Origin of the sequence: Rothia aeria (assembly GCF_016726365.1) — a bacterium.
GTDB lineage: Bacteria > Actinomycetota > Actinomycetes > Actinomycetales > Micrococcaceae > Rothia > Rothia aeria.
The window spans coordinates 1,400,370-1,422,849 of sequence record NZ_CP068102.1 but is presented as its reverse complement, the minus strand read 5'-3'; the positions used below and the strand labels follow the sequence as shown (position 1 = coordinate 1,422,849).

22 protein-coding genes and 1 pseudogene are annotated in these 22,480 nt (G+C 51.1%); 11 read left to right on the top strand and 12 right to left on the bottom strand.

What is annotated here, in order from left to right; all coding sequences use genetic code 11:
- Nucleotides 1–206: 206 nt before the first annotated feature.
- From I6I94_RS06020 to I6I94_RS05995, 6 genes and pseudogenes are all read left to right on the top strand, one after another.
- On the top strand, nt 207–1,946 hold the full coding sequence (locus I6I94_RS06020) for a cation:proton antiporter (protein WP_006888640.1): 1,740 nt from the start codon (nt 207–209) through the stop codon (nt 1,944–1,946).
- A gap of 164 nt (nt 1,947–2,110) precedes the next feature.
- Nucleotides 2,111–2,515: a hypothetical protein gene (locus I6I94_RS06015; protein WP_037237213.1), complete on the top strand. Its 405-nt coding sequence runs from the start codon at nt 2,111–2,113 to the stop codon at nt 2,513–2,515.
- Between the two features lie 9 nt (nt 2,516–2,524).
- The gene (locus tag I6I94_RS11440) at nt 2,525–3,100 is read left to right on the top strand and encodes a hypothetical protein (protein WP_236588822.1); all 576 of its coding nucleotides are present in this window, start codon (nt 2,525–2,527) and stop codon (nt 3,098–3,100) included.
- 467 nt (nt 3,101–3,567) lie between these two features.
- Nucleotides 3,568–4,572: a type IV toxin-antitoxin system AbiEi family antitoxin domain-containing protein gene (locus tag I6I94_RS06005; protein WP_201620501.1), complete on the top strand. Its 1,005-nt coding sequence runs from the start codon at nt 3,568–3,570 to the stop codon at nt 4,570–4,572.
- A 32-nt stretch (nt 4,573–4,604) separates the two neighbouring features.
- Complete coding sequence (locus I6I94_RS06000) at nt 4,605–5,471, top strand: nucleotidyl transferase AbiEii/AbiGii toxin family protein (protein WP_128087275.1); 867 nt, start codon at nt 4,605–4,607, stop codon at nt 5,469–5,471.
- Between the two features lie 527 nt (nt 5,472–5,998).
- Nucleotides 5,999–6,449, top strand: a pseudogene (locus I6I94_RS05995) (organic hydroperoxide resistance protein).
- Nucleotides 6,450–6,550: 101 nt separating this feature from the next.
- Here I6I94_RS05995 and I6I94_RS05990 read toward each other — a convergent pair.
- Entirely contained in the window at nt 6,551–7,069 is a 519-nt protein-coding gene (locus I6I94_RS05990) for a TetR/AcrR family transcriptional regulator (protein ID WP_172425711.1), read from the bottom strand.
- 136 nt (nt 7,070–7,205) lie between these two features.
- On the opposite strand from I6I94_RS05990, the gene I6I94_RS05985 reads away from it, so the two are divergent.
- A complete protein-coding gene (locus I6I94_RS05985) occupies nt 7,206–7,985 on the top strand; it encodes an HXXEE domain-containing protein (RefSeq protein ID WP_128087277.1) in 780 nt (259 codons plus the stop codon).
- Nucleotides 7,986–8,002: 17 nt separating this feature from the next.
- On the opposite strand, the gene I6I94_RS05980 is transcribed toward I6I94_RS05985, so the two are convergent.
- The 9 genes from I6I94_RS05980 to I6I94_RS05940 all read right to left on the bottom strand — a co-directional run bounded on the left by I6I94_RS05980 (nt 8,003) and on the right by I6I94_RS05940 (nt 15,930).
- Nucleotides 8,003–8,431, bottom strand: coding sequence for a hypothetical protein (locus I6I94_RS05980; protein ID WP_128087278.1), 429 nt, complete (start codon nt 8,429–8,431; stop codon nt 8,003–8,005).
- A gap of 70 nt (nt 8,432–8,501) precedes the next feature.
- The gene (locus I6I94_RS05975; RefSeq protein ID WP_128087279.1) at nt 8,502–9,269 is read right to left on the bottom strand and encodes an HAD family hydrolase; all 768 of its coding nucleotides are present in this window, start codon (nt 9,267–9,269) and stop codon (nt 8,502–8,504) included.
- Nucleotides 9,270–9,370: 101 nt separating this feature from the next.
- Nucleotides 9,371–10,237, bottom strand: coding sequence for a PTS system mannose/fructose/sorbose family transporter subunit IID (locus tag I6I94_RS05970; RefSeq protein WP_094758805.1), 867 nt, complete (start codon nt 10,235–10,237; stop codon nt 9,371–9,373).
- Between the two features lie 9 nt (nt 10,238–10,246).
- The gene (locus tag I6I94_RS05965; RefSeq protein ID WP_023133431.1) at nt 10,247–11,119 is read right to left on the bottom strand and encodes a PTS mannose/fructose/sorbose transporter subunit IIC; all 873 of its coding nucleotides are present in this window, start codon (nt 11,117–11,119) and stop codon (nt 10,247–10,249) included.
- Nucleotides 11,116–12,105, bottom strand: coding sequence for a mannose/fructose/sorbose PTS transporter subunit IIA (locus tag I6I94_RS05960; RefSeq protein WP_128087280.1), 990 nt, complete (start codon nt 12,103–12,105; stop codon nt 11,116–11,118). Before I6I94_RS05960 ends, I6I94_RS05965 begins: the two co-directional genes overlap by 4 nt.
- A 677-nt stretch (nt 12,106–12,782) precedes the next feature.
- Nucleotides 12,783–13,643: a hypothetical protein gene (locus I6I94_RS05955; RefSeq protein WP_201620500.1), complete on the bottom strand. Its 861-nt coding sequence runs from the start codon at nt 13,641–13,643 to the stop codon at nt 12,783–12,785.
- A 116-nt stretch (nt 13,644–13,759) separates the two neighbouring features.
- Nucleotides 13,760–14,263: an Imm9 family immunity protein gene (imm9, locus tag I6I94_RS05950; protein ID WP_201620499.1), complete on the bottom strand. Its 504-nt coding sequence runs from the start codon at nt 14,261–14,263 to the stop codon at nt 13,760–13,762.
- An 84-nt stretch (nt 14,264–14,347) separates the two neighbouring features.
- Nucleotides 14,348–14,941 carry a hypothetical protein gene (locus I6I94_RS05945; RefSeq protein ID WP_201620498.1) on the bottom strand — a complete coding sequence of 198 codons (594 nt, stop codon included), beginning with the start codon at nt 14,939–14,941 and terminating at the stop codon, nt 14,348–14,350.
- A 401-nt stretch (nt 14,942–15,342) separates the two neighbouring features.
- Nucleotides 15,343–15,930, bottom strand: coding sequence for a hypothetical protein (locus I6I94_RS05940; protein WP_201620497.1), 588 nt, complete (start codon nt 15,928–15,930; stop codon nt 15,343–15,345).
- 160 nt (nt 15,931–16,090) lie between these two features.
- Here I6I94_RS05940 and I6I94_RS05935 point away from each other — a divergent pair, with 160 nt between their 5' ends.
- Complete coding sequence (locus I6I94_RS05935; RefSeq protein ID WP_128087283.1) at nt 16,091–16,555, top strand: carboxymuconolactone decarboxylase family protein; 465 nt, start codon at nt 16,091–16,093, stop codon at nt 16,553–16,555.
- Nucleotides 16,556–16,746: 191 nt separating this feature from the next.
- On the opposite strand, the gene I6I94_RS05930 is transcribed toward I6I94_RS05935, so the two are convergent.
- On the bottom strand, nt 16,747–18,249 hold the full coding sequence (locus I6I94_RS05930) for a sensor histidine kinase (protein ID WP_236588820.1): 1,503 nt from the start codon (nt 18,247–18,249) through the stop codon (nt 16,747–16,749).
- Between the two features lie 130 nt (nt 18,250–18,379).
- Between I6I94_RS05930 and I6I94_RS05925 the strand changes: the two genes are divergently transcribed.
- Nucleotides 18,380–19,027 carry a response regulator transcription factor gene (locus I6I94_RS05925; protein WP_128087284.1) on the top strand — a complete coding sequence of 216 codons (648 nt, stop codon included), beginning with the start codon at nt 18,380–18,382 and terminating at the stop codon, nt 19,025–19,027.
- A 10-nt stretch (nt 19,028–19,037) separates the two neighbouring features.
- On the opposite strand, the gene I6I94_RS05920 is transcribed toward I6I94_RS05925, so the two are convergent.
- A complete protein-coding gene (locus tag I6I94_RS05920; RefSeq protein WP_128087285.1) occupies nt 19,038–19,904 on the bottom strand; it encodes a PRD domain-containing protein in 867 nt (288 codons plus the stop codon).
- A 254-nt stretch (nt 19,905–20,158) separates the two neighbouring features.
- On the opposite strand from I6I94_RS05920, the gene I6I94_RS05915 reads away from it, so the two are divergent.
- Together I6I94_RS05915 and I6I94_RS05910 are read left to right on the top strand one after the other, a co-directional pair.
- Nucleotides 20,159–21,472, top strand: coding sequence for a hypothetical protein (locus I6I94_RS05915; RefSeq protein WP_128087286.1), 1,314 nt, complete (start codon nt 20,159–20,161; stop codon nt 21,470–21,472).
- A gap of 202 nt (nt 21,473–21,674) precedes the next feature.
- The gene (locus tag I6I94_RS05910) at nt 21,675–22,370 is read left to right on the top strand and encodes a hypothetical protein (RefSeq protein WP_126499378.1); all 696 of its coding nucleotides are present in this window, start codon (nt 21,675–21,677) and stop codon (nt 22,368–22,370) included.
- The last annotated feature ends 110 nt before the right edge of the window (nt 22,371–22,480 follow it).

The window sequence follows — 22,480 nt, the reverse complement described above, 5'->3', positions numbered from 1 at the left end:
ATATTTCCCCTCTGGATTAGGTATACTAATTTAGAGGGGAATAGCTATATTTTCAAAAAGCCATTTTTAGTATATTTCTAGCAAGACATATTTAGCTTGTGTGTGGGTTTGACTCAAGCGTGCGAGGCGGCAAAACCTTCCGCTGAACCTCCTGTACGCTTGAGCTAAGCACACACTTTAAACTCAAGGGGTTGATACTCGGGCCGATGCTATATCTATCCATCATTGTGCTGATCCTACTCGCCACCGTCATTATGGTGGGCGTTGGTGATCGGCTTAATTTGCCTTGGCCCGTTATGATGACAATCCTCGGAGTGGGTGCCCTGCTGCTACCTGACAGGCCGCACCTTGAGATTGACTCCGAAATTATTCTTCCGATCTTTCTGCCCCCGCTTCTGTGGGCTATTGGCGTGAAATTCTCGTGGGGAACTCTTAAACGCCGCTGGCGTTCGGTGCTTCTGTACTCGGTTTTGCTGACGACTGCCTCCGCCCTTGCTGTCGCCGGCAGCGCCATGTGGTGGGTTCCCGGGATGACCGTTGCGATGGCCCTGGCTATTGGTGCCGCAATCGCCCCGCCGGATCCGGTTGCTGTTGAGGCTGTAGCCGAGCCTGTTGGCATCCCCCGCCGCCTGATTGGCACTCTGCAGACCGAGGGTAGTTTTAACGACGCCATTTCTCTGGTGCTTTTTCACGCGGCAATTCACGCCATTGACCACCATGAGAAAGTGGACCCGCTGAAGGTTCTGTGGGATTTCTCCTTTGGTGCTGTGGTTGCTGTTGTGGTTGGCTATATTTTTGGTTGGCTTGGCGGATATGTGCGGCAGAAGGCTCACGGGACTGTGGCCCGCAGCGCTGTTACTCTCGTTATTCCATTTGGTGTGTACCTGGTTGCTGAAAGCGTGCATGCCTCGGGCGTGATTGCCGTTGTGATCGCCGCTGTGCAGTTTACGAGCACCAAGTATCTGGTGGCTCTGGAAGCCGAAGATCGCCTCTCAAATGCATCATTTTGGCAGGTTATTGAGCTGCTGCTGACCGGTTTGGCGTTCGGACTTATCGGTCTGCAGGCGAGCGAAATTATTTATCAAGCCGACTCCACCCGGCTGCTGAACCTGTTCTGCTACGGAACCCTCATTTCTCTGGTTGCTATCGCGGTGCGTCTGCTGTGGTTTGCTGCTGTTTGGATGCTGGGAAACCTGAAGAAAACCCCTGTGCATGAAGGGGCGCCGGGCACATTCGCTGAGGTTATTGTGATGACCTGGTCGGGGATGCGCGGGCTGGTAACCCTCATTTTGGCTCTTTCTATCCCCACTGTTGCGGGCACCGAGGAACTTCGTGCCGATTCGATTGTGGTGGTCATTTCGGTGCTGTTCTTCACGATGGTGCTGCCAGGCCTTACCCTGCCGTTCGTGGTGAATGTTTTGGGTGTTAAGGCGGATCATTCCGAAGATAACGCGGTCCCCGAGCTGTTGGAGCTGGCCCAGCACGCTGCCCTTGAGGTGCTGCAGGAGGAGGCCCGCGCGGCAAGCCCTGAGACATACCGACGGGTGAAAGATATGTGCACCGCAATCACCCGCCGCGACGACATTATTGAAAACCTGCCGGACGAATATAAGCCGAAGATGCAGGCGCTGAAGAACAGTCGCGAGGAGTACACGAGGCTGCGCGATGTGGCCATGACTGCCGCCCAGCACGAGGTGCTGTCCGCACAAGACCGGTACGACCCGAACGATGTGTACCGCGTGATTCGTAAGCTTGATATCCTCTCGCAGGCCGATACCATCCGCTCCAACAATAATTTTGTGCTCCCGGCGATGCCCGCCGGTGCGGTCGCTTTGGAACGTTACCGGCTTCTGCGGGAACATTTGGGCACCTCATCCATTCCGTTGGTTGAGAATGCGCCGTCATCACCACTGGTGACGAGCGTGGATTCCCGCGAGAAAAACTAGGTGGGGAACCGGCCAGAACCTCCCCCGGCGTCTTTTGGGCTACGCCCACGGAAATATTGAGGCGTCAGGGGCGATTTAAGCATTCAGAATCACATAGAATGAGAGAGTACGGTATGTCACCGAGTACCGTTGTAGCCCCGCTGTGAAGTTTGTGGAAAGTAGACATGGATTTTAAGAACCTCTCACCCGCGTACCTTAGCTCACTTGGCGCCGTCTTGGTGAGTGCACTCATGATTGGTTCCGGCGTCTCCTGGATGCTGTGGGTGGGGTGGCTTCTGCTGTTGCTGGCTGTGGGGCTGAATGTTTTTGCGCACCTGGTGACGGTTTCAAAGATGAAGGGTGAGCCAGCACCCGCGATGCTGACCAACCTTGAGCAGCGTTTTGAGGCGATGCGGGAGAAAGCCGCCGAACGCAGCGAAGAGCCGATTGAGGGGGAGCCCGATTTTGACGGTGACCCGCTGGATTCGGAAGCCACGGTTGAGCTGGGCTCTGAGACTCCAAAGAAGAAAAGCGTTTTGCCGTCGAAGATTGAGGATTCTCAGTCGTCGTCCCGCCCCACTGTGCGTTAGGGGAGCGGCGTGAACACTAGATTCCTGATTTCTCCCGCATATCTGCTCTCTATTGCATTGCTGGTTGCTGGTGCGGTTCTGAGCGGCAGCAGGTATATGCTTATCGGCTGGATGCTGTTCCTAGTTGGTGTGTTCCTGAACGCCATGACCCTGGTGATTTTGACAAATCGTGAGCAGCTGCGCCAGATTCGCCAGGCGCACCAGCATCAGAAGGAGCAGGCAGAGCGTGAGCAAACGGGGGAGAGCCCGCGTGAACCTTCTGCTAAAGAACTTGATGTTGATCCAGAGTCTCAGAAAGAAGATGCGGCCGAGCAGGATAATACACCGCAGCAGGGGAGTGAGTCTGAATCTGCATCTGATGTTAGCGCCGTAGCGGATGAGCCGCAGGATACCAACGCCGCGGATCATGAAGAGACCTCGCCACAGGAAAGCACTGCTGCGGCACAGGAGCAGGCTGATAGCCCAACTGACCGTGCGGCTGCGGCAGAGCAGAGAACAGCAGGTAATGCTCAGTCAGCACAGAATATGAGACGGTTAAAGAGCTCCCGCAAATCCCGTAAACCCCGGAAGAAATCGAGACGGTAGCAGGGGGCGGTCAGTAAAACCCCTTATCAAAGCACATATATTCTTTGTATTGAATTAAAAAATTAAAGAAAGAAACGGTGGGTGAGATGAGCGTGGTTGCTTATTTCACCCACCGTTGTCTGTGTGCTGGCGGCGGCTCTAAAAACTGGTGCTGCATTTCTTCCGAGGGCTGATCGATCCACTAGGCGGAGTGGCGATTGAGGGACAGGGGGAATCCCCATTCTTGCTGTACAACTGTAAAAGTATTCGTTATTGTGGTTCTTTTTTGTAACTGCTCGCGGTTATGCAGCTGTTGGGGCTACTCAGTACCTGAACCCTGGATTATGGGTGAGCTTCTCAAAACCAGGATTGAAACACGTGTTTCTGTGCATCCGACCTTGGATTCTTATCTGGAATCTAGCGAAAAGCTGAAGCTAGAACTCCCAGAATAGTTGCTGCAGTTATTACATATATGTAATATATAAAGTATGGTATGGCTGGATGTTGAGAAACTTGCGGGTGAGCAACACGGACTGTTCACTTCGGCTCAAGCTGTCAATCTCGGGGTAAATCGCGCCATGATAACCCGTAAAAAGCAACAGGGTGCTATAGAACAAATACGGTACGGAGTGTATGCTCTAGCCTCTGCGCCCAGTGACCCTCATCAAGAGATACGTGCCGCGTGGCTATCTCTTGAACCCTCGCAAACAGCTGTTCAACGCATTGTGAATCATGAAGGCCCCATCCTATGCGGCACCGTTGCCGCTGAGATTTATGAGGCGGGAGTTTTTTATACCGAGCGATACGATTTTTACTCTTCAACACGAAAACAGAGCCGCGATGAACATATCCGTGTACGACTCCGTAATCTTGAGAAGGAAGATACAGAAACGGTTGATGGGATGCTGGTGGTCTCTCCAACCGTTCTTGTCTGTGATTTTCTCGAAGAATACTACGACCTCAATGATGTCACGACTCTCATTCGTGACCTGGTGGATTCTCGGCGGAAAATCAACTGGAATCGTGTAGAAGAGACTGCACAGAAGGTCTCAGAAGGATACGGTATTCCTACAGAAGAAATATTTGAGCAACTATTTGCTCCTGCTCTTGAGGTTTCTTCTGCGATAAAATCTACGGACCCTAATAATGAGCAATATCTTCCTGTGGAAATGAATAAATACATCGTGGAAAACTGGAGTCAGCGTATGCAGGAAATTAATAGGTCTCTTCGCGAGTCTCTGAAGCCAATTATTCAGATGCAGATACCTAAAATTAATGTGGATGTACGCGCCCTTACTGAGACACGAAAATCTCTTGATGGTATGGTTAAAAATCTTGCTCCTCAACTTTCAGAAATAAGTAAAAGGAGTAAAGAAATTCAGGATAATATGCATCCCACGTTAGTACGCATGCAAAAGAGTGTTGAAAATAACGCATTATCTACTTCCAGTCCTAATAATGCTAATTCGTCACGTAAGGATGTTAAAGTATGATCCGTGGTTATGAACCCGGAAAATAATCAGCTGTGAATGGCAAAGCGTACAATGGTGTTCCTAAGGAACATCGTGTTGATCAGTATCATCGAGATATTGTAATGGCGCGAGCTACGAGCGGTGCCAGCGGAATCTGGTTTCTCAAAGGCGGTAACGCCTTGATCTGGCGAGACCCAGCAGCTCGTGCAACAAAAGATCTTGACTTATATAATCGGGCATCTCAAACTATCCAAGAAGCTATAAAAGCTTTTATAGATTCTGTGGAGAGTAATCCACAAGATATACCACCTCTCGATGTTCAGATGAGGGTAGAGATTCTTGGCGAGCCTCATCGAGAAGGTAAACGTGAATCGCAAGCTTTACGGGTATTTATAATACCTCCACACGGCGAAGGCCAGGTGAGAGTGAATATTGATTTAGTAGTAGGATGTTGTATTACCGGTATTCCTGACCTAAGAGATAATAGGTCACTGGCTGATGTCCTCGGAGTTGATATTAGTAACCTTCCTCAGGTGAATCTATATCCAATCGTTGATCATATTGCAGATAAAGTTTCTGCAACTATGCAGTCATATTCCAATAATCGCATGAGTTCTAGGGTAAAAGATCTTGTGGATATTATTATTTTATCTAGGCAAGGGGCTATCAATAATATACAATTTGTTGATTTGTTTACAGCAATAGAATCGGAACGTCAGCAGCGCAATATAAAACCTTATCATCATGGTTTTGTGGTGCCGGAGAATTGGACAGAAAAAATGTATCACAAGGAGAGTAAAAAAGTTCAGGGAATTCCAAATAAACTTGCAGATGCAGTGCTTGAGGCTCAGCAATTTTTGAACCCGGTTATTTCTAGGGAGGCTCAAGGAAAATCCTGGAACGGAAAGAAATGGGTGTAATATCTGGTGAGCTGGATTGATGTTATGAAATTAGCAGGGGAGTAAGAGGGGCTATTTACAATTGCTCAGATCCTGGTACGAGGTATGACGCGTTCAGATATAAACCGCAGATAAACAGGGGTACATAACGCAAGTACGTCATGGGGCGTATCTTCTCATTAGTGCCCTGCTGACATGTATCAGGAAGTACTCGCCGCCTGGATTTTGTTTGACCCCGCAAAGACTGCACGGTAAAGGTTGCAGAACAAAAAACAGTGCCTAAGAAGCATCGTGAAGCATACGAAACACTCGTCGGAGTGCCCATGAAGACATGCTAGCCGTCTTAGAGAGATTGTGAAACGGGGAAGCGTGGGTTTGAATTAGGAATCAATACTGCATTTATTACATATATGTAATAAATGCAGTATTGTAATCGGTGAGGAGTCATGAAAGTATCCTGGGGTATGCACTTTAGCAGGGCAGAATTCGTGGGTTACGCTTCTACCGAAAGCAATATGCGGATGAGGTGGTCAAGCGTATAGCAGCCGATGTTTTCTTCAGAAAACACGAAAGGAAAGCCCTATTCCCTCTACACCGCAGAAGCACTTTCTGTTGGCGACGCGCGCAACGGCCAAGCATACCTTGCCGACCGCAGCATCGACCTCAAAATGTCCGTACCCAAAGAAATGGGTGGCGCGGGCGACGGTATAAACCCCGAATAGTTCTTTGCACTCGGTTACACCGTATGCTTCCACTCGGCACTAAACTGGTTGCGGGTAGAGCCAAGGCAAACACCACCGATTCCACCGTGGGTGCTCGCGTCTCCCTCGGTTCCAACGATAACGGCGGGTTCCAGCTCGCCGTCGTTCTTGAAGTTTCCATCCCGAACGTCTCTCTGAACTAGGCGCAGGAACTTGTGGATGCGGCACACAGGTGTATCCCTACTCCAATGCAACCTGCGGTAACATCGACGTGCAAGTCAAGGTCGTTGAAGACTAAAAGCTAAAATTTTTTCTCTAGACCAGCGAAATATCCCCAATCGAAATTACGTAAGAGCTAAATTTTCGATTGAGGATATTTATTTTGGGAGGATTTTAACCCTAACAAGCTTCCTGAACCTCTTGGAGTAAAGGAAGGATTTGAGCCTGAATCCCCGGAGAAATCATCTTGACATAGTCATTAAGAGACAGTGCTGTGAGCGGTTTAAACTGGAAAACATACCGTCCGGCTACTGCACCGAGAAGCTGGACGCCGATAGCAGCCGCTTGCGCACGCATTGTTGGGGTAATGTGCTGTTTGGGTAAAATCTCTTCCAGGAGCCCGCCTTCCATGAGTCGGTGCAGCCTATCTGAAGCACTTGCACCAGTAGCTGCCGACAGGTACATCGCCCTCAACTGGGGACCGCTGGTTGGATCTTCCCAGGCTAAAAACCAAGCTTTTGTTATATGCTCTGCCTGCTCCTGGAGGGGCGCCTTCAAGGCGGTGCGGAACCTCTCAACCATCCCTTCCGGTATTTCCAAGCACGCATCGAAGAGGTCTATCTTAGACCCAAATAATCGGATGACAAGCGCTTGATCAACACCCACATCACCCGCAATCTGAGCGATCGTTGTACCCATGTAGCCTTGGGTTGCGAAGCGCTCCCGTGCTGCAGCCAGGACTTTAGGGCGGTTAGGGCTTCGTAAGGCACGCCGCTGGCGCGGTGGCGATGCCGCTTTCTCTGTGTCGGATGATAAAGTGTTTGTGTTATAGTCAATGTTCATTGACGTTAAGAATATCATAAAAGTGGATATCTCGTCTTATAGGTCTGCGAGAAACGAATGTTGTGAGAATGAGGCCAGTAGAAGGGAGCCAGTTATGCTTCAGGCGTGGACGCATAAAGGGTGGGCGTATGTTTTTTATGCTCTGTCGGCTGTCAATACCGTAATAACATGTGCCGGTTGGGGCGGATGGGACTGGGATAGGCGCCTGATTGGAATAGCCTTTATAATTTTGGCGGTGCATGTCAGCGAAGAATGGTACTTTCCCGGAGGATTTCATGTACAGTACAACACGATGAGGGGTTCCAGCCGAGTCGATCGTTATCCCATGGACCGGTTGACCGATTCCACCACTGTATTGGTAGCGATGGCCCTGGGACTGGTATTTATACCACTTGGCGGTGGCATCATCATGATTGCCATAATGGCTTTTGCCCTGTTTGAGGTTATCGGTCATACCCTTATGGGGATCCGTATGTACCGGGACCTGGCTATCCATGGAAAGAAAACAATATATGGACCTGGAACGACGAGCGCCTACGGACTCTACTTGCCGTTAGCGATAATTATTGCTTGCTATGCAGTGCATACCGGAATGGGAGTGGGGGAGTGGATTCTTGGAATTCTGTGCGGCTTAGCCTGTGTGGCCGCAGCTGTTATTATCCCCGAACTGGCTATGCGCAATGAAAATAGTTTGTACCCTTACACAGATCCTGGTTATTATCGACGTTATCCTGAGGCCCTCCGCGGGGCTGCTTATCCGCTGAACTCCTGAGTATATTGTCGGCAAGTTTATATGCGAGACGAAGCGTATTCGGCGTATTCCTGCACACGTTTGCGCGCATCCTTGGTCAGCGCCTTATTCTCCCTCAGGATGCGCCCGGCATTCTCCGCCATAAACTCTAAATACTGCTTATCGCGGGTTTTGCGCCAGGCCGTGCACGCCGCATCCAGCTGCTCAAAATCGCGGGAAATCTGCCGCTGCATGGTGTAACGCACCCACATGAGCACCAGCACCACACCCAGCGGAATCAGGCACAACCAACTATTCCACAGAGCGTAAATACCTATAGCCAACGCGGCGAGCGCCAGTTGAATCGGGGCAATAGAAACAATATCGCTGGAACGCTCGCGCTGATTCTTCACCAAAGACTCACGGGCAGCCTGCCGAAAAGCACCGCCAAAACTCTCGGGATTGCGCCCTTTATTCGTTGAAGACATTCGCCATCTACCCCATTTTAACAATCTATAGACGTTGTTTTCGCAAAAAGTTTCACGTGAAACGCAGAACCTACGCACCCAATGAAACGTCGATAAATTCCCACGCACGATCCACCGAAACCTCGGTGCGCGCCTTCACATCATCCGGGGAATAGCTGAACGACGCCGCATGATCCGCCCACTCGTGCATGGGTACATCGTTCCAGGAATCCCCAATCGTATAGGTTTCATACTCGACAGGTTTCAGATACTCCACAAGCCACGCCAGCCCGGTCGCTTTTGTGCACCGCTGGGGCACAATATCCAGAAAATCCTGGTTCTTGTGACAATCCACGGCATCACCGAACTCTTCAAGAATCCAGCGGTAGGCGCGCTCGCGGGCATCATCCTCAGGAATCCATAGGGGTACACCCACATAATCTTGGGTATCAATCTCGGACTCTGCCAGCGGCAGGAACTCGGGCAGAATATTAGTTGAAGACCCCACATTATCCGCCAGACGATAGTCATGGGTTAAAGTCGTGGCAAAAAGAGCGACCCCTGGCTCCTTTGTGAACCGCTCATAGCAGGCGCGCACCACCGCAAACGAAAGAGTCTGTGCATGGAGGATATTGTACTCGGCATCGGTCACAACCGCACCGGTGTACAGCACGTTGTAATCGAAGGTAACATCAGCTGTATCAAGGGCAAGTTTCGTGGCGAAAATACTTTTCCCGGTCGCGCACACCGCAATATTCCCGGCCTGCTGCCAGCGGTGAATAGCCTGCACATTCGCGGGCTCGATCTCCCGGTCAAAGAGCAGAGTTCCATCCAAATCGAATGCCATCAGTTTTTTCATGGGTGTCCTTCGGTCTGGGGGCTAAAAATCACGGGATGCACGCCCGGTACAAAAGTCTACCGGAGCGCGCATCCCGCTGGTTGGCTTGTGGTCACTCGGGTTTACTGGGGGAGTGCTAAGAACCCAAGGTAGGCACCAGCAATACCGACGGCGAAGAGGCCGAAGATAATCCAGATGGCGTTAACCCTCTTGCGCAGCAGCCACATGCACAGGAAGCATAGGCCCAGTGCCGCAAGTCCCGGCAGCAGCTGGTTGAGGATAGACTGGACGGTCACATCCACGTGTGTACCGTCAGCTTGTTCGTATTCCGTGAGTTTGAGCGGAATGTTGATGCTCGTCCACCGGTACACCAGTGCACCCATCACGAACAAGCCCATGACCGATGCGCCTTGAGTAATTTTCTGCAGCGTGTTTCCGCCTGCATCGCCCACGATTTGGGTGCCCTTTTCGTAGCCGTACTGGAAACCGTACCAGCGGGTGGCCCAGCGGATCGCGGTCATTCCGAAGAAGAAGATGAGCGGCCCCAGAATATTGCCCGAAATTGCGAAGGAGGCGCCGATAGCTGCCAGCACGATGCGCGCGGTACCCCAGTAAATCGGGTCGCCTACGCCCGCGAGCGGGCCCATCAGACCAACCTTCACGTTGGTGATGGCGGCATCGTCAATGCCTTCTTTACCGGCTGCTTTTTCACGTTCCATTGCGGCAGTCACACCGATAATGGGGGATGCCACCCACGGCTGGGTGTTGAAGAATTCCAGGTGACGGGTGAGCGCTTCCGCCTGGTCTTCTTTCTTGGTGTAGAAACGCTTAATTGCGGGAATCATGGAGACCGCGAACCCAATGGACTGCATGCGTTCGAAGTTAAACGAGCCGAGCAGGAAGGTGGAGCGGATGTACGTATTAATCTTGTCGCCTTTGGTGAGGTCGGGAACCTCGGTGGTGACTTTTTCTTGAGTGTTCTCAGTCATGGTTCTCTCCTACTCAAGCTCGTTGTCGAGGTCGTTAGCTGGGCGTGCGGCTGCCGGTGCCGCCTGGCTCTTATGAAATATGGGGTTGAGCTGGGTGTACAGCAGCCCCAGGCACGCCCCGATAATGCCGATAGCCACCAGGTCAAGCTGCGCCTGGCCGGTGAGAGTAGCGGTGAGGTTTCCCATGACGTCGGTATTGACACCATTGAGTTTAACCGTCTGAGAGACGGGGATAGCGGCCGCTGTAATGAACCCGAGGAAGAAGAACGGCATGAGGGCTTTTGACCTCATCATATTAATAACCATGGCGAAACCAACCACCGTAATCATGCCGCCAGCGATGCGCAGGCCCGTGGTAATTTCACCCGGGATGGAATCCAGCCAGCTTTTAATAGTGTCAGCGTTAATGAGAGAGACCACTGCGGTGGGAATAGCCACACGCAACCCTTGCAGCGCCATGCCGCTCATGTGCATGAGCTCAATACCGCGGAAATTCGCTGTCTGCGCGAACCTGTCGGCTTGGTGCTGAAAGAACACGGTAATGGTGCGCACGAAAATGGTGAGCACCTGCCCGGTTGCGGCGATCGGAACGGCAACAGCGATACCTTGAGCCACATCAAGGTGACCGTGAATCACCACAACTGCTGCGATGGTGGAGGCTAGGGCTGCATCGGGTGCCATTGCCGCACCCACGTTCATCCACCCAAGGGCGATTAGCTCAAGGGTGCCGCCCACGATAATGCCGGTGCCCGGGTCGCCCAGCACAAAACCCATGAGGGTACATGCCACTAGGGGACGGTGGAACTGGCGTTCATCCACCACGGATGCGACACCCGCAATGAACGCCACCACAATGACGAGAATAAATGCGAGGGGACTCATGAGGCGAGGCCTTTCTCTTTCAAAATTTTTGCCATATCGACGGGGGAGTGGTTAGGAAGCTGCTGCACGTACAGCTTGACGCCGCGTTTGAGAAGCTCACGGTACGCTTCGAGGTCTTCTTCGGATGCGTAAACCGCCTCAGAAAGCTGCGTCATACCGGTTTTGTAGGTTACGCCGCCAACATTGACCTCTGGAATTTCAACGCCTTCATCTAGCAGACGCACCACATCGACCGGGGATTCGAGCACAAACATGGTCTTCATACCGGTGTACTTGGGGTTGTTGTATACGCGCCCCGCTTTAGCAATATCGAGCACATTAGTTTTAACTCCGGCGGGCGCCACCTGCAGCAGCAGACTCTTGCGGAGCTTGTCGTGGGCGGCTGCGTCCGAGGCGGCAATAAAGGTTTGCGGTGCCACATAAGGAACCCAGGTGCCCGCGACCTGCCCGTGAATCAGGCGGGAGTCGATGCGCGTGAAAATAGCGTCCATATGCCCGCCTTCAACCTGCTGTTCTGCGGGTATTTCCGGTGCCACCGGTGCTTCGGCGGGTTTTGTCTCTGCGGCAGGTTTTTCGTCCTGTACCGGTTGGTTGGCCTCTTGAAAGGAACGAATACCTTTCACGCCCGCCTTATGGGCTTTGGCGACCAGGCCCTTGAGAGTCGCATTTTTGCGACCGGCGCCGCTGATGACTTCGATGAGCATCGGCACGTTGACGCCCGCGACAACATCAATATTTTCGTGCTCCGCCGCGAATCGGGCACCCGCATTGTAGGGACTGCCGCCGAAGAGATCGACGAGAATAAGGGTTTCTTCAGATCCTGCTTCCGCAACGATGCGCGTGTACTCTTCGATCAAATCTTCCGGACCTTGCCCAGGAAGAAATGTCACCGGATACACGTTATCGAGGTTTCCGAGGATCATGCTGGCGGTCTTCAGAAGAGCGGGCGCTGACTCCCCATGTGCCGCCACAATGATAGTGACCATGATAGCTTTCTTAATTGAACGAACAGTGTGTGTTGTGCCCCTTGTGAGGGCAAGACCCTTTCAGAATATCACGGCATATCATCAAAATGAGAGATATAGCATAGTGGTACGCCGGTATTTTTAATGACATAATGTCACATATTTAATAATAGTCTTTTAGACTGGAAGACGGGGCCTCTAGCCCGCCGTGTAGGCGATGTTGCTGGGGAGCATGGGCCTGTTGGTATTTATCTCTACACCCACTTCACCGTAGATATAAAAGTAAAATATACATTTTCTATATCATTTCTTATAAGTTTAATAAAATCTATCTAATTAATAATATTGTTTCTCGAAATAAGCTGATTATTATCCGTAATGTATAGAGTTTTATTCATTGGGAAACAGACCTTGCCCATATAAATCACCGTTCTGTTCATTCTGCTGAGTAACAGCTTGATGTTGGATAACCCCTGACCCACCCCTCACGCCCGCTCTTGCACAGTAGCCCTGAAGGCTATGCTGCTCTATCTGCTGGAATCTGAAGAAAACCTCAACCTGAGCGCTTCGGGGCCTGACCGACCAGTTAGCTGTACTATACGAGGACTGATACAGCACCGCTGAAAGTTTTAGGTTCTTGGGAGGATCATACTGTGCTACACAGTTCGTATATCCTTTAGTTATTACCCTCTTCAGCTTCACCAACTAGTAATAGGTCTATTTTTATTCTTCCAAAAGGGTAATAAAGACTGATCGAAAAAATATATAGTTTTCATATCGTGAGTAATAGCAAGACCTAAGTCAACAAAAACATACCCCATAGTTCTCTCTATATATTTTTCATTTTTTATTAGCTCGCCTAAAACATCTTTAGAGAATAATTTTAAGTCATTATAAAGTATAGAAGTGTTTTTATTACTTATCACGACTTGAGTTAATTTATTTTTGTCAAATCTCACTAAAATATTTTCATCAAACTCAATAACTTGTTTTGCTGAAATTTCTTTTGGAATATTAAAATTATTTTCTTCTGAAAATAGTTGAGGATCTGTTCCAAATTTAAAATTTCCCACAGCTGTATATGGAATAAAGTATAGGTTATGAGCAGCTCTTTTTGTCGTTTCCCGCTGATTCTCTTGGATTTTTTCATACGTTAAGAACGAACTTTTTTCATATTCTCTTTTTAATGTCTTATCATAAATTAGAACTTCGTTAAATATTTTCCTCTCCCAGTCTATATATAAACTTAGATTATACTGAGGAAATATATAAAATGAGTTATCCTCAACCAATGGGTTTTCATCCTCTAAGAAAGAAATTAGGCTCTCAAATGATACAACCTTGCCGTTTATATCAAAAGATTGAACCTCCCTCATAGAGACTGTAATGAGTATTGACTCTGACAATACTTTATGTTTTCTATCAAACTCCAAAAAATATACGGGATCATTAATTATTGATTCTGCTAAGTCCTTCTTGTTTCGTCCTACCTGTATGCTGTTTAAAGTATTTTTCCTGATTTTTAACATTTTGTATACTGCCTTTTTAATTGATTGCACTCTTTAAATACATTCTCATTAATGGTGCAATAAATTATCTATATTATACCTTGGCTATATATTTTCCAAATTTTCATTGAATATTGCGAATATTTAATTTTATGGTCTTTACAAATTTACTTTTCTTTACGCACATCAACTATATCAAATTTCAAATTAATTCCCTGTATTTTAAAACCTTTGTTTAAGAAACTATTAATTACTTCTTTGGTAGATTCTAAAAAATAGTCCTCTAAATCTGTAAATCCCTTAGTGCTAAATTCAGTAAGAAAAAAATTATTAGGATTCGCTTTAGGCCTATGAAGGTACCTTTCCTCCGGTAGCCCCCAAGATATTTGATTGCTATTAGGAATTGGTATGATAACTGAAAATATTTTCCTCTTTATCTTGGGGTAGGTAATACCTCTTTTATATACCCCAAGAAAGCTCTTACTATATTCTTGAGTTTCAAGCCAATAAATATTAGTCGGGTTTATGTGAAACTCTATGACCCAATCATCTAGTTGTTCGTGAGATAATCGTGGTTTAATGTGATTAAAAAAATTCTGAAGGTTCTGCTGTAAGATATGACTATACGGAAAGTCAATAATGGTTCCTGTAACTGAAAATTTTAATTCCACAATATAAATAATCCTTATCAATAAAATTAAAAGATACATTGTAATTAGTTCTTAAGCTACAGTTTGCTTATTCACGAGGATAATTTACTCAAGTAATTTAGACATATTATTAATAAGGTCGGCAACATAAGGTACGCAAACAATTTCAGAATGAAACGTATCACTATTTTTCAGGTGGCAGGTAATTTGCTTTCCATCAAATTGGACATCAGCGACTTCATCCCTCTGCCACGGTCGGTCAGGTTCCGAGACAATTAAATAATAACGGCCTTGTTCTTCAAATAAATCAATAGCAAAAAATGAATCATTATCTCTTGTTCGGTACAACTCAAAACTTCCTAATTTGTCTCCATTGGTTACTATTTTTAGTTTGTCATCTCCCCAATTACGTGCATTAAACTTTTTAAAATCTCCAATTATCTTTTTAAACAGGTAGTTACCTGTTTTAAAGTGGCTTATCACATTAACAATGTCTCCAGAATTCAACCAAACCTTCAAAGAATTTTCCGCTAATAACTCAATACTAGATACCAGATAATCTTCCGCTTCAGGATCCATGTTTTCAACATACAATATTCCTTCCTCAGTTAAAAAAGGTAATTCACATATAATATGCATATAGCCCATTCGTGGCACATACTCGATTGCAACGCCATCTAATAACATTATTTCTTCCATAATTTATTCCCGTCTAACACTTGCTATATTTAATAACAGTAATGGTTTTCTGTACTTTGCCCTCTATAAATTCTCGATAAAATTTATCTGATTAGTAATATTGTTCTTCGTGAAAATAAGCTGATTATTATTTTTGTCTGTAACATGTATAATGTCTTTGATTTTTGTGCTGGGCTGACCTAAATCTCCAATAATAAAAAATGTTAAAATATTAGTTGTGTAAAGATCTTCATTCGTTAACTCCCACACCATCTCAGACCCCGAGACATGGAATATGTCCGATCCGGCGGTATTTCGGATTCTCCACCCGTGCTCCAAGAGAAGATCCATGAATCTGTTCATCTCTTCATCATTCATAGTTAGTAACCTTTATTTCTATGGCAACTGGAGGGAAACAAGTGCTAATGCTTATTCCTTATCATCCACAGCGAATGCTTGATAAAAATACCGGAGAAAACAAGTTCAGCAATGGGTACAGCGAATACAAGCACAAGAATGAGTACTTCACCGGCGGCACCCGTCGGGAGAGTTGAGTTAATGTTATCCAGAGTTGGCAGTATATAAAAAATAATCCCCAGAAGAGAAAAAATAAACCCAAATATATTAATAATACAAACCCACACAGGGCGCAGATTATTTTTTACAGATTTCCATCCAAAAATATGACAGAAAGGATACAACAGATATATAAATAGTATTGCGGCGGTCACAAATACCATAAGGTACTCTAGCGAATAGAATAAATCATCGGAGTACTTACTGTTGCTATAGGATTGCACATCGTTCATGAACGCCAGCAGCAGTATAATAGCGCCCACTATGTGCAATACAATAAGAGGTCCCACGGTGCAAAGGCGCACGAGATAAAAGCGGGAGTATTTTTGAACTATCGCAGCATACGTTGACGGCTGTGCCTCAAGGGCAGCCGACGCTAAAGGCTGCGAAAAATTTGGTGACGGGGCCATATGCTGCGGCGGGTCTGTGTTCATTCTGTGTGCGCTCTTTCATCCAGGTTCTCCCGCTACTAGTGTATACAAAAAGGTGAAACCAAACTATAGATTTGGTTCCCGCCGAATAGCCTCTTGACCTGCCTATACACCGCCTGTACAGTCACAGAATAACCGTGCTCACTAATTGTAAGGAGTCTTTATGCGTGCAGACTACTCTCAGCTTGCCCCCGAATCTTTCAAAGCAATGATGGCCTTGGAAGGTACTCTGACCCTAGATACCACCATTAAAGAACTCGTTAAACTGCATATCTCACAGATTAACGGGTGCACGTTCTGCACGGATATGCACGCCAAAGAAGCTAAACTTCACGGCGAGCGGGAGCTGCGCCTGTACCATCTGCCGGTTTGGCGCGAATCACCGCTTTTTACGGATAAAGAACGTGCTGCGCTGGAGTGGGCCGAGAAACTCACCCGCCTTGAAGGTTCACATGTGAGCGATGCCGACTACGCACAGGTGAGTGCACAGTTTGACGAGAAGGAACTGGCGGAGCTGACCTTTGTTATTACCGTTATTAATGCGTGGAACCGCCTCGGGGTGGCCTATGCGACCGACCCCGGAAGCATGGATAAGATGATGGGCCTTGACAAAGCCGGGCTGCAGTAGCCCACACCCTATACGCTCAGGTACACGCTAAAAGACCCGCAGGGTCGTAGGGCGAAAGAATGAAACATGAATAACCCACCCGGGCTATGGAGGAACTTGCCCGGGTGGGTGGGTCTATATAAGGGGCGTCGCAGCAGAGAATGTTGCAGAGGCCCGGTTGTTATCGCACCAGTACTTCCCGTGAAGGTAGGTTAGTGCTGCTGGGGTGCGGGGGCGGCATACGGCACGATTGCGCGCACCGACGTTGGTCCTTCCGCTGGGCTGCTGACAAACATTTCCCCGTCGAAAGTGGCGAGCCTGCGGCGAATGCCTTCCAACCCGCCGGATGCTTTGCTGCCCAGCGCATCCTGAGGGATACCGCCGGTGCCGTCATCCTGCACTTCCAGCATAATGAGCGATTCACCCTGCGTAATACCCACGGTAATCTTCTGGGCGTTCGCGTGTTTGACGGCGTTCGTGACCAGCTCCGCCGCAGCGAAATACAGCGCGGTCTCCAGCGGTTCGGGCAGACGCCCGGTCAGCGTGCTCGTGAACGTGGTCGGAACCGAGGTGCTGGTGCACAGCGAGCGCACTGCCTCATTCAGCCCGCGATCCGCCAGCAGCGGCGGGCGAATACCCCGCACCAGTCCGCGCAGCTCCTGCAGGGCCGTCACCGAACTGTTCTGCGCCTGGGAGAGCATCTGCTGGGCGCGTTCGGGGTCTTCTTGCATGAGCGCGGCAACCTCGTTGAGGGTCATGCCCATGGAGACCAGGTGCGCCTGAACCCCATCGTGAAGGTCACGTTCGATGCGTGAGATTTCGTCCTGCTGAAAGTCCAGGGCATCGTTGCGGGTGTCGGTCAGGTGGCTGATGCGCTCACGCAGCACCAGTTCGGAAGAGCGGCCCAGCACAAGCTGAACCCAGTAGCCATAGGTCCGTAGCAGAGGTCGGGCAATGATGAACGCCAACAGGATCTGGATAATACCCAGGGTTCCGGCATACCAGTACGCATTGGGGGTGCTCATATCAAGGAACATGTAATGTGATCCGCCGGGATCCATGTAATGTGATCCGCCGGGATCAACAACAAATACAGGGACGAAATAATGCTGCCCCACCATAAGCGCAACGCCCCACACGCCGCTGAGAAATAGAGATGTTGGTATAACCCCAAGGAATGTACCCACGAAGACATTCACAAAGTGCCAGAGAATATCGCGCAGCACCAGGCTGTCACCCAACCGGGCGAGGTTCCTTGCGGGGCTCAGCGGGTTTTTACCGTCTTCTACGGGTTTGTACCCTCCGATCACCTCGACCCCGGCGCGGTGACGTGCGGTATTGCGCTCTGCCTCCGCATCGAACTTCATCAAGTTCAGGATGAACGGCAGGAACACGAAACCAATCCCCATCAAGCACAGGCTGATGACGATGCAGAACAGGGCGAAAACATAAACCTCGTAGATGGCGCGAATGTAAATGCCCGCCATGAGAAGAATAGTTTGGCCGCGCCCGGGTGGGTTGTAGTCCTGCCCGGAGTTCTGGGTGCTCAGCGGCTTGAGGTGGGAAGGCCGCGAACTCATCGGCTCCGGGCTGATTGGTCCCGGGTGCGTGGGTGCGGGACCGGGCTGAGGTACAGAGCTAGGTTGAGGTGCGGAACTCGACTGCGGGTCCGTGTACATCCGCAGGATTGGTTCGGCGACGTTTTCGGTGGGCATCGTGCCGTCTCCTGTCGGTAATCCGTGGTGGTGTGGTTGCGTTTCCATATAATTAATAGTGTCACCGAAGGGCTGGCTCCGTCATGGGTGCTGGCACCACCTTTTTCCGCAACGTTGCATCGGAGGGCGGATGCGCATCGTCATAGCCGAAGACCAGTTTTTGCTCCGGCAGGGGCTTGAGAACCTGTTTACCCGCCACGGTTTTGAGGTTGTTGCCGCCGTGGATGATGGGCCGTCGCTCACGGATGCGGTGCTCATCCACCGCCCGGATGTTGCGCTGATCGACATTCGCATGCCGCCGACCTTCACGGATGAGGGTTTGCGTGCGGCGGTTCAGATTCGCAAGCAGATTCCGGGGCAGCCGGTGCTGATTCTTTCGCAGTATGTGGAGCGCCTGTACGTGGACGAGCTGCATATGGACGGCGGTTTGGGAACCGGCTACCTGCTCAAAGACAGGGTGTTTGACGATGCCGGGTTCGTGCGCTCGGTCAAAGCGGTTGCCGCAGGCGGCGTGGTGGTAGACCCGGAGACCCTCAAGGAGCTGATGGAGCATCGGGCGGTGCAGCAGCGCTTGGAGCGGCTGACCTCCCGTGAGCTTGAGGTGCTGACCCTCATGGCGGAGGGCCTGCCAAACGGCGATATTGCTGAGAAGCTGTTCGTGGCGGAAAAGACCGTGGCAAAGCACATTAACACCCTTTTCGCGAAGCTCGACCTGCCCGATACGAACAGCAACGCCCGCCGCGTGCAGGCCGTACTGCACCTGCTGCGGAACGGGTGAGGCGGCTGCCCTATGCGGGGGCAGCACCCCACAGGTCTTTCGCCAAGCGGTCAATATGAATCGTCAAATAGGTCAGCTCATCCTGGGTGAGCGGCTGCTGAAGCTGCATCTCAAGAAGCAGCAGCACCTTCTGCGCGCACGCGTAGGCGCGTGGCGCATCCGCGCGTAAAGCCGCCAGCAGGCTCGGCTGCGAAATCCCGGCACCTGCCGCCCCGATCTTGCCCTGATCGGCGCGCACAAACAGGTACCGCAGGTGCGTAATGAACCGTGCCGCGGACATGGAGGCCGGGTCGATAGCGCGCCTGTACGCAACCTCAATCACCTCAAAAACCTGCGCAAACACCTCCGTCATACGGAATGCCCGCGACATGTCGGCGGTCGCAAACTGGGCGTTTACCAGGTGCAGCGCCAGCGGGATCGCCTCGTTCGTGTTCAGCTCCACGCCCATGCGCTTGCGCACCAGGTTCAGGGCACGGTGGCCGTAGGTCACCTCGTGCGGGTACAGCAGGTTCACCTCGGGTGCGAGCGGGTAATCCACGCGCAGCCCGTCACGGGCGCGTATGACCGCGTAGTGCAGGTGGTCTGCGAACGGGATAATGAATGAGTTTGAGAGCTCAATCTCGGTGTCGTTGCGGGTGTCGCCCTCTATTTCGGTGGCTATCGCCAGAATATCGGCAGGAATTTCGGACAGCGACCAGCTGAGCCGCTCCGCCGAGATACCTTGTTCAGGGACGAAGGTCTGCTCAACTTTCGCGGGGTCAACCATGTCCCCTTTGCGTTTACCAAACGCCAGCCCGCGGCCGATCACCACCGCCTGCTTACCGAAAGTATCGACGGTGAGGGCCACATTATTGTTGTAGATGCGGCTGATGCGCATGGTCCTCTCCTTCCGTCGGCTCTCGGGTATTTCCTCAAATTTTACCGTCACCCTCAGCTATAAGAGCCTGCCGCAGCGGTTCATTCCCGCAAAAAGGCGGAAAGTTCAGGGGGAAGGTGCCGAAAACCGGCAGCGTGCGACGCGCTGAAGGGGCGTAAGCACCGGTACTAGGTGGTGAAAGGTGCGCGTTACAATGAAACAAGGGTGACCAAAACGTCACCACCATGATTACCGATAAATAACGAGGGAGTTATATGTTTAAATCCCGCCGAATTGTGGCGCCGCTATGTGCCGGTGCCTGTCTACTTCTGGGGTTGAGCGCGTGCTCTTCGGCATCTAATAGTTCACCGCAGGCGGGTGCGTCGTCACCTGCTTCGGCGAGCGCCTCCGCCACTACACCGGATGCTGCTGACGGGAAGCTCCCCCTCGGTTTAACTGAAGATAATAAAGCTGGCGATAGCCGCCCCCGCTCGAAGGTGAAAGATGTTGCCACAGGTGCGACAGTGAACCCGGACGGGTCGTGGACGTACACCGCCTCCAACGGCACCGTTATGACCACTAACGCCGACGGCACCTGGACCTGGAAAAACCAGAAAGAAGGTACTGAGGCCACCCTGCACGCTGACGGCTCGTGGGATCACATTATGAATAATGAGATGATCCACCGGCAGGTGCATGTTAACGCTGACGGCACCTGGACTATGGATGACAGGAAAGTGGGGCATTTCGAGACGCACACTGACGGCGGCTGGAAACACACCCACGGCACCACCGAAAACACCGGCAACGCCGACGGGACGGCGGTAAGTAAGAGCGCGTCGGGTCAGCGTCAGCTCTCCCGTAAGGAATGGCCCGTGGTGCCTCCCGCCCCCGCAATGGTGGTCTCTGAGGACGGGGTGGGCGGTGAGAGCGTGCTGCCGTTGCAGCCCCGTAAGGGCCTGAAACCGGGTACGAAAGTGATTTACGTTGTCCCCGGCTCTGAAGAAGACCTGAAAGCCACCGCCGAGCAGGAGGGGCTGCTGCTGACCGACGACAATAAGGCGGGCACCGAACGCCCACGTTCAAAGCACAAGCTCAAAGCAAATGCCACGGTGAATGAGGACGGATCGTGGACGTACTCTGATGCTAAGGGCGTCACCATGACGGTTGCAGCCGATGGCACCTGGACCCAGAAGGACGCTAACGGTAACACCTCCGCGTTGCACGCTGACGGGTCGTGGGATGAGTATATTGCCTCCCGTGATGAGACTGTGCACGTTAAAGCCGATGGCGGCTGGAGCTGGGAGTATAAGGGCGGTGCCGAAGACCTGGTGAAAGGTAACCATAAGATCACGGTGAACGCGGACGGCTCGTGGCGTAATGAGACCGATTCGTTCGTGCTGTACGGTACCGCAGAGGGCAAGGCGTACCAGGAGAAACCTGTTGCGCGTGAGCTGTCGAAGAAGGATGCACCGAAGGGCATTCCTAGCGCCCCCACCGTGCTTGAGCCGAACGGCCCGGGCGGCGGCGGTGTGGTGCCGCTTAAACCGCGCACCCCGTTGAAGGCCGGGCAGAAAGTGAGCTCGTAGCCCGGCGGTTCCCTGATAGCCCCGGCGGGGCGGCGCCTTCACGCGACGTTTCGCCGGGGTTCTTCTACGATTGCGCGGGAGACACCGTGATGCGTGCCCTCACCCTCAAAGGTGGCGCACGATAAAATTTAAGGGAACAGGTGCCCTACCTTCCGGAGGCTGCCGTGGCGCCTGAAACTATCGCCGGTGAAAGAGAGAACACATGTTTACGCCCCGTTACCGTGTGGCGCCGTTATGCTCTGGTGCCGTCTTATTGGTGGTGCTAAGCGCTTGCACCGCCAACCCCACGTATGAGGAGCGGGCCGCCACTCCGGCCCCGTCCACCTCAACAAGCTACACCGTGCCTGTGGGCCAAGTGGACGAGTATAAGGCGGGCAGGCCCCGGCCGAGCGCATCCGGTGGGACTACCCCGGCGGGCGCAAAAATTAATGGTGACGGGTCGTGGGAGTATAAGGACGCGAATGTGAGCATGCACGTGCACCCGGACGGCACCTGGGAGTGGTCCAATAGCGGCGGGGATAAGGCGAACCTGAAAGCTGATGGCACGTGGGAGAGCTATATCGCTAAAACTAAGGAACGCACCCGGGTGAACCCGGACGGCAGCTGGATTCGGGTGGTGGATCATGTGAGCTATGACCTGGTCCCGTCTGGGCGGGGGATGGCGGTGAACACGGACGGTTCATGGCGTCAGCAGGCTGAGCATGTGACCCTGTACGGCACATCGGACGGGAAGGTGTACCAGCAGAAGCCGGATATGCGTGAGGTTGGCCCGGACCGAATACCCGATGAGACCCCGGCGGTGCCCACCATTTATGGGCAGGATGGTGTGGGGGATAAGAGCATCATCCCGCTGCGCCCGCGCACCCCGCTGAAGGCGGGTCAGAAAAACGTCCCCTAACTGGTGATAGGACATTACAAAACGCATAAACATGTAAAACTATGCATAGCGGGTATTGGGTGAAGATATGGCTGGTTTAGCCAGCAAGGTACACTTAAAGATGCTGCACA